This is a genomic window from Pseudomonas sp. W22_MBD1_FP4, from assembly GCF_052113765.1.
In the GTDB taxonomy this organism is placed as follows: Bacteria; Pseudomonadota; Gammaproteobacteria; order Pseudomonadales; family Pseudomonadaceae; genus Aquipseudomonas; species Aquipseudomonas sivasensis.
In genome coordinates this window covers 19,306-27,123 of sequence record NZ_JBGQOI010000038.1, presented here as the reverse complement: position 1 = coordinate 27,123, position 7,818 = coordinate 19,306, and the positions used below count along the sequence as shown (strand labels likewise).

At 60.9% G+C, this 7,818-nt stretch carries 7 protein-coding genes and 2 tRNA genes; all 9 read right to left on the bottom strand.

The window, feature by feature from the left end:
• Positions 1 to 73: transfer RNA gene (locus tag ACEN2T_RS29010), tRNA-Asp, on the bottom strand.
• Between the two features lie 55 nt (positions 74 to 128).
• A tRNA-Val gene (locus ACEN2T_RS29005) sits at positions 129 to 204 on the bottom strand.
• A 100-nt stretch (positions 205 to 304) separates the two neighbouring features.
• Complete coding sequence (locus ACEN2T_RS29000) at positions 305 to 1,069, bottom strand: SDR family oxidoreductase (RefSeq protein ID WP_032888256.1); 765 nt, start codon at positions 1,067 to 1,069, stop codon at positions 305 to 307.
• Between the two features lie 11 nt (positions 1,070 to 1,080).
• Positions 1,081 to 2,292 carry an O-succinylhomoserine sulfhydrylase gene (locus ACEN2T_RS28995; protein ID WP_032888258.1) on the bottom strand — a complete coding sequence of 404 codons (1,212 nt, stop codon included), beginning with the start codon at positions 2,290 to 2,292 and terminating at the stop codon, positions 1,081 to 1,083.
• Between the two features lie 65 nt (positions 2,293 to 2,357).
• On the bottom strand, positions 2,358 to 3,863 hold the full coding sequence (purF, locus tag ACEN2T_RS28990) for an amidophosphoribosyltransferase (protein ID WP_032888260.1): 1,506 nt from the start codon (positions 3,861 to 3,863) through the stop codon (positions 2,358 to 2,360).
• A gap of 41 nt (positions 3,864 to 3,904) precedes the next feature.
• Positions 3,905 to 4,462, bottom strand: a complete 558-nt coding sequence (locus ACEN2T_RS28985; protein WP_003192538.1) for a CvpA family protein — start codon at positions 4,460 to 4,462, stop codon at positions 3,905 to 3,907.
• A gap of 258 nt (positions 4,463 to 4,720) precedes the next feature.
• Complete coding sequence (locus ACEN2T_RS28980; RefSeq protein ID WP_095185559.1) at positions 4,721 to 5,371, bottom strand: SPOR domain-containing protein; 651 nt, start codon at positions 5,369 to 5,371, stop codon at positions 4,721 to 4,723.
• Positions 5,355 to 6,662 (bottom strand): bifunctional tetrahydrofolate synthase/dihydrofolate synthase, encoded by a 1,308-nt coding sequence (gene folC, locus ACEN2T_RS28975; protein ID WP_122756920.1) that lies wholly within the window; start codon positions 6,660 to 6,662, stop codon positions 5,355 to 5,357. The genes ACEN2T_RS28980 and folC overlap by 17 nt, the downstream gene beginning before the upstream one ends.
• Positions 6,659 to 7,579, bottom strand: a complete 921-nt coding sequence (gene accD, locus ACEN2T_RS28970) for an acetyl-CoA carboxylase, carboxyltransferase subunit beta (protein ID WP_032888267.1) — start codon at positions 7,577 to 7,579, stop codon at positions 6,659 to 6,661. The genes folC and accD overlap by 4 nt, the downstream gene beginning before the upstream one ends.
• Between the last annotated feature and the right edge of the window lie 239 nt (positions 7,580 to 7,818).

Here is a 7,818-nt window from a genome sequence, read left to right as displayed (position 1 = left end):
GCAGCGGACGGGACTCGAACCCGCGACCCCCGGCGTGACAGGCCGGTATTCTAACCGACTGAACTACCGCTGCGCGTCGGTGCAACTTTTAACGTTGCGTTTTACCCGAAGGTAAAACTCTCAAGAAGTGGTGGGTGATGACGGGATCGAACCGCCGACCCTCTGCTTGTAAGGCAGATGCTCTCCCAGCTGAGCTAATCACCCTTTGCTTCGTTGAGGCCGCGAAATTTACGCAGGTAGCGGACCTAAGTCAATAGCCTGCTTGAAGTTTTTCTGAAAAAGACAAAATTGCTTCAAGATCCCACTACTCGCTGTAGATCATCTTCTTGCTCATACCACCGTCCACCACGAACTCCTGGCCAGTGACAAACCCGGCCTGGCGCGACAGCAGCCACGCCACCATTGCCGCCACATCCTCCACTACCCCCACCCTGCCCGCCGGATGCTGGGCATGATCGGCGTCAGTCAACGGCTCGGCACGCCGCGCAGCGGGGTCACGGGCATCGATCCAGCCAGGGCTGACCGCATTCACCCGCACTTCCGGCCCAAGACTCATCGCCAAGGCATGAGTCAGGGCCAGTAGGCCACCCTTGCTCGCCGCGTAAGCCTCGGTATCAGGTTCCGATTGACGGGCCCGAGTCGACGCCAGGTTGACGATGGACCCGCCGTGAGCACGCAGGTAAGGCGCACAGTGCTTGGCCAGCAACATCGGCCCGCTCAGGTTCACCGCCAGCACGCGGTTCCAGTAAGCCAGGTCCAGGCTTTCCAGGGTGATATTGCGCGGGTCGGCCACCGCCGCGTTACACACCAACGCGTCCAGGCGGCCGAATTGCCCGAGCACTTCAGCAACCCCTTGGGCAACCTGCTTCTCGTCGGCCACGTCCATGGTGATAAACCAAGCGTTCTCGCCCAGCACCTTAGACACCTTGGAGCCGCGCTCGCGATCCAGGTCGGTCAATACCACTTGCCAGCCTTCGCTGATCAGCCACGCGGCAATCCCGAGGCCAATACCTCGCGCCGCGCCAGTCACCAGTGCGACGCGCCCATTACTGGCCGCTGCAGCCTCCATGGACCATTCGATCACAAGGCAGCCAGCCCGCGGGCCAGGTCTGCCTGCAAGTCGGCCACGTCTTCCAGGCCTACCGCGATACGGATCAGGCTGTCCCGAATGCCGGCCGCTTCACGCTCCTGCGGCGCCAGGCGCCCGTGGGAGGTGGTGCTCGGATGGGTAATGGTGGTTTTGCTATCCCCCAGGTTGGCCGTGATGGAGATCAGACGCGTCGCGTCGATAAAGCGCCAGGCGCCCTCTTTGCCACCCTTCACCTCAAAGCTCACCACGGCACCGAAACCACGCTGCTGGCGCTGGGCCAACTCGTGTTGCGGATGGCTCTTGAGGCCGGCGTAGTGCACTTTCTCGATACCGTCCTGCTGCTCCAGCCACTCGGCCAGAGCCTGAGCGTTGGCGCAATGAGCTTTCATGCGCAGGCTGAGGGTTTCCAGGCCTTTGAGGAAGATCCATGCGTTGAACGGGCTCAGGGTTGGGCCGGCAGTGCGCAAGAAACCCACCACTTCCTTCATCTGCTCGCCGCGACCGGCGACCACGCCACCCATGCAACGACCCTGGCCGTCGATGAACTTGGTAGCCGAGTGCACGACGATGTCCGCGCCCAGCTTGAGCGGCTGCTGCAAGGCCGGCGTGCAGAAGCAGTTGTCGACTATCAGCATCGCGCCCTTGGCGTGAGCCACTTCGGACAGCGCGGCGATATCCACCAGCTCGGCCAGCGGATTGGACGGAGACTCGACGAACAGCAACTTGGTGTTCGCCTTGATTGCAGCGTCCCAGCCGGACAAATCTGCCAGGGGCACATAGTCCACTTCGATACCGAAGCGCTTGAAGTACTTCTCGAACAGGCTGATGGTCGAACCAAACACACTGCGCGACACCAACACGTGGTCACCAGCGCTGCACAGACTCATCACCACCGACAGGATGGCCGCCATGCCGGTGGCCGTGGCCACCGCTTGCTCAGCGCCTTCCAGGGCCGCAATGCGCTCTTCGAACGCGCGCACGGTCGGATTGGTGTAGCGCGAATACACATTGCCAGGCACTTCGCCCGCAAACCGCGCAGCCGCATCGGCGGCAGTGCGGAACACGTAGCTGGAGGTGAAGAACATCGGATCACCGTGTTCGCCCTCTGGCGTACGGTGCTGGCCAGCGCGCACAGCCAGGGTATCGAAAGCTACGCCATCGAGGTCGCTGTCCAAGCGACCGGCATCCCATTCCTGACTCATGCTGCGACTCCTTACTCAATTCTTTATTTAAGATACAAAACCGGCCCCTCAGGGCCGGTGTTTACTCAGTTGTTGTACAGATCGATGATCGCGCTCACCGCCTGGGTCTTGATCTTCGACGAGTCGTTACGCGCCTGTTCGATCTTGTTCAGATAAGCCTCGTCGACGTCACCGGTCACGTACTTGCCGTCGAACACAGCGCAATCGAACTGGTCGATCTTGATCTTGCCACCGCCGACAGCCTCGATCAGGTCCGGCAGATCCTGGTAGATCAGCCAATCGGCGCCGATCAGGTCGGCCACGTCCTGGGTCGTGCGGTTGTGTGCGATCAATTCGTGAGCGCTCGGCATGTCGATACCGTACACGTTCGGGTAACGCACGGCAGGCGCTGCGGAACAGAAATACACGTTCTTAGCACCGGCTTCGCGGGCCATCTGGATGATCTGCTTGCAGGTGGTGCCGCGCACGATGGAGTCATCCACCAACATCACGTTCTTGCCGCGAAATTCCAGCTCGATGGCGTTGAGCTTCTGGCGTACCGACTTCTTGCGCGCAGCCTGGCCAGGCATGATGAAGGTACGACCGATGTAACGGTTCTTCACGAAGCCTTCGCGGAACTTGACGCCCAAGTGGTTGGCCAACTCCAGCGCAGCGGTACGGCTGGTGTCCGGGATCGGGATCACCACGTCGATATCGTGCTCGGGACGCTCGCGCAGGATCTTGTCGGCCAGCTTCTCACCCATGCGCAGGCGCGCCTTGTACACCGAAACGCCATCGATGATCGAATCCGGACGCGCCAGGTAGACGTGTTCGAAGATGCACGGGGTGAGTTTCGGCGCGACGGCGCACTGACGGGTGTGCAGCTTGCCGTCTTCGGTGATGTACACCGCTTCGCCCGGCGCGAGGTCGCGAATCAGGGTGAAGCCCAGCACGTCCAGGGATACGCTTTCGGAAGCGATCATGTACTCGACGCCTTCGTCGGTGTGACGCTGGCCGAACACGATTGGGCGAATACCGTGCGGGTCACGGAAGCCGACGATGCCGTAGCCAGTAATCATCGCGACGACGGCATAACCGCCGACACAACGGTTGTGCACGTCGATCACGGCGGCAAATACGTCTTCTTCGGTCGGCTGCAGCTTGCCGCGCTGGGCCAGCTCGTGGGCGAACACGTTGAGCAGCACTTCCGAGTCGGAACTGGTGTTGACGTGGCGCAGGTCAGATTCGTAAATCTCCTTGGCCAGTTGCTCAACGTTGGTCAGGTTACCGTTATGCGCCAAGGTAATGCCGTAAGGCGAGTTGACGTAGAACGGTTGAGCTTCGGCCGAGGTCGAGCTACCGGCAGTCGGGTAACGCACATGGCCAATGCCCATGTGCCCGACCAGGCGCTGCATGTGACGCTGATGGAACACGTCACGTACCAGGCCATTGTCCTTGCGCAGGAATAACCGGCCGTCGTGGCTGGTCACAATACCGGCAGCGTCCTGGCCGCGGTGCTGGAGGACGGTTAGCGCGTCATACAGCGCCTGATTGACGTTCGACTTACCGACGATACCGACGATGCCACACATGCGACGCAACCCCTACTTAATGAATCTTGACTGAACACAGCTTACTGCGGCGTTTTGGCCGGCAAGAGGTGTTCCTTGAACGGAAGATCAGCGGGTACGCTGATTCCGCTGGCCAGCCACTGACTGCTCCACCCCAATATGAGGTTCTTGGACCAATCTGCAACCAATAGAAATTTTGGCACGAGTACCGACTCCTGCCACCACGAATCCTGCTGTACCGGCCCCAGGCTCAACAGCCCGACCGCCACGACCACCAGCAACGCGCCACGCGCAGCACCGAAGGCCATGCCGAGAAATCGATCGGTCCCGGAGAGGCCGGTGACACGTATCAACTCGCCAATAAGATAATTGACCATTGCCCCCACCAGCAGCGTGGCGATGAACATGATGGCGCAGCCCGCTATGACGCGAGCCGAGGGTGTCTCTATGTATCCGGCCAGGTAGACCGACAGTGAACCACCGAACATCCAGGCTACGACTCCTGCGATGATCCAGGTCAGCAACGACAGTGCTTCTTTTACGAAGCCGCGGCTTAGACTGATCAAAGCGGAGATGGCGACGATTGCAACAATCGCCCAATCAACCCAGGTAAATGGCACGTTTGAGCCTACGGACAGATAAGGCGGCGCATTTTAGCAGAGCGCCGGGCTATCGGTAAGCTGTGATTGCAGCTGCTTTGCAAATCAATAGTTTGTGGCGAGCCAGCACCATTTCAACCCCATTGAAAAACCAATGTGGGAGAGGGCTTGCTCGCGATGGCGGCGGATCAGTCAATTCATCCGTTGACTGTCACACCGCCATCGAGAGCAAGCCCCCTCCCACACTTGATCGCATTCCAGGTCAAAATCGATGCGGACTCAGCCGCGCTCAGGCTGGAAACGCGTAACGAACCCCTTCAGATTCTGCTGGCGATCCAGCAAGTCACGCAGGCGATCCGCCTCGGCGCGCTCGATCAGCGGCCCGATAAACACGCGATTCTTGCCATCAGCACTGCGAATATAGGCGTTGTAACCCTGGCTGCGCAGCTTCTTCTGCAAGGCATCGGCACCTTCGCGATTGCCCAGGCTAGCCACCTGGATCGACCAACTTATCGGCAAGCCGTTAGGATCGATACGGCTCTGACCCACGTCTGGCTTGCCCGGCGCAGCAGGTTGCGGCGCTACCGGCTTGGGCGCAGGCACCGGTGCGGCAGGCTTGGCGGCTACGACTGGAGCCGGAGCGGGCTTGACCACCGGCACGCTCGGCTGCACCGGCGTAGAGGGCGCCGCCATTTCCTCCTCGGTCGGCACGGGCTCTTCCTCAGGCAAGGCCTGGGGCTCAGGGACCACAACCGGCTCAACCTGCACCTGCGGCAATGACGGTGCCTCGGGCGCAGCCGGGGCCTCGACGACCACTTGGCGCTGTTCGTCCTGACGGGAAAACAGCATCGGCAGGAAAATCACCGCCAATGCCACCAATACCAGGGCGCCGACCATTCGCTGCTTGTATGCGCTATCCAGTAATGCCATGTGCAGCTTCCTCCGTGGAGCGCCGGGCCAACCATTCAAGCGCCTCGGCAACACAATAAAATGATCCGAACAACAGAATCTCGTCCTCGGCCGTCGCTAACGCGCACTGCGCCTCAAGGGCAGCGGTCACGCTTGCATACGACGTCACGGGCGCACCAAGGTTCTGCAACGCAACTTTAAGCTCTGCGGACGGACGGCTGCGCGGTGTATCCAGCGGCGCCACCGCCCACGCCTGAACACTGCCCTGCAACGGTGCAATCACGCCGTCCAGATCCTTATCGGCAAGCAAGCCAAAGACGGCCAGACGACGCCCCACCGGCGGCGTAAGCGCCAGGCGCTGCGCCAGGTACTCGGCCGCATGAGGGTTATGACCTACATCCAGCAACAAGTTGAGGCGTTTGCCCTGCCACTCGAATGCGCGACGATCCAAGCGGCCCACCATTCGGGTTGCCAGCAAAGTCGCAGCAATCTGCTCGGCATGCCAAGGCAGATCCAGCAGCAGATAGGCTTGCAAGGCGAGCGCGGCGTTTTCCATCGGCAGGTTCAGCAGCGGCAGATCGCGCAGCTCTACAACTTGGCCACGGGCATCCCGCCCTTGCCACTGCCAGTGCTGCGCGCCGATTTCAAGATTAAATTCGCGACCACGCAGGTAGAACGGGCAATCCAGCTCGCGCACCTTGTCCAGCAAGGGCTGCGGCGGATCCAGATCACCACACAGCGCGGGCTTGCCTTGGCGGAAAATTCCGGCCTTTTCGTAAGACACCGACTCGCGGGTATCCCCTAGGTAGTCAGCATGGTCAACACCAATACTGGTCACCAGCGCCAGGTCGGCATCCACCACGTTGACTGTGTCCAGACGCCCACCCAGACCGACTTCCAGAACCACCACATCCAACTGCGCACGCTCGAACAACCAGAACGCAGCCAGGGTGCCCATCTCGAAGTAAGTCAGGGAAGTCTCGCCCCGGCCGGCATCCAGTGCGGCGAAGGCTTCGCAGAGTTGCTCGTCAGTGGCCTCAAGGCCATTGAGTTGCACCCGCTCGTTGTAGCGCAGCAGGTGCGGTGAGCTGTACACGCCTACCTTCAGCCCTTGGGCTTGCAGCAGCGCGGCGACGAAGGCGCAGGTAGAGCCTTTGCCGTTGGTGCCGGTCACCGTGATCACACGCGGTGCCGGACGGCCCAACCCGAGGCGGGCCGCTACCTGTTGCGAGCGCTCCAGGCCCATGTCGATGGCGGACGGATGCAACTGCTCAAGGTAGGCGAGCCACTCGCCCAGGGTACGTTGGGTCATAGGTTCGCAGGCACTGGCGGTACGACGATAGGCTCGACTTTAGGCGCGACGTACACAGGTGTCGGCAGGCCCATCATTTGCGCCAACAGGTTACCCAGACGTGGACGCAGCTCACCACGCGGGATGATCAAGTCGATTGCGCCGTGCTCCAGCAAAAACTCGCTGCGCTGGAAACCTTCCGGCAATTTCTCGCGAACGGTCTGCTCGATCACGCGCGGGCCGGCAAAGCCGATCAGGGCTTTTGGCTCGCCGACGATCACATCGCCCAGCATCGCCAGGCTGGCAGAAACACCACCGTAGACCGGGTCGGTCAGCACGGAGATGAACGGAATACCTTCTTCGCGCAGACGCGCCAGCACCGCTGAGGTCTTGGCCATTTGCATTAGAGAAATCAGGGCTTCCTGCATACGCGCACCACCGGAGGCGGCGAAGCAGATCATCGGGCAACGGTTTTCCAGGGCGTAGTTGGCGGCGCGCACGAAGCGCTCGCCGACGATCGCACCCATGGAGCCACCCATGAAGGAGAACTCGAACGCCGAGACCACCACCGGCATACCCAGCAGCTTGCCGCTGACCGAAATCAGCGCGTCCTTCTCACCGGTCTGCTTTTGTGCAGCGGTCAGGCGGTCCTTGTACTTCTTGCCGTCGCGAAACTTCAGGCGATCCACTGGCTCCAGGTCAGCACCCAGCTCGTTACGGCCGTCAGCGTCCAGGAAGATGTCGATGCGGGCGCGGGCGCCGATACGCATGTGGTGGTTGCACTTTGGGCAAACGTCCAAGGTCTTTTCCAGCTCAGGACGGTACAGCACCGCGTCGCAGGAAGGGCACTTGTGCCACAGACCTTCAGGAACCGAGCTTTTTTTCACCTCGGAACGCATGATCGAAGGGATCAGTTTGTCTACTAACCAGTTGCTCATGCTTTCTTTCTCCAGTACCGGTGGCTTGAACACAGCCCCGCGTATGCCCTTGAGCTAAATTCATATGTGGCGATGACGCCGGCTGGACGGGGTCAGACGTTCGACCTGCCATTTCCAGCCTGCATCCTCAGCCTTCCAGACAACCTGCCAGCGCAGGGTTGCCACTTCATTTCCGGACCATCCTCAGACGGCACCGGGCTGTTTTACACAGTGGTAGTTATGGACGGCGGCAGACTGCC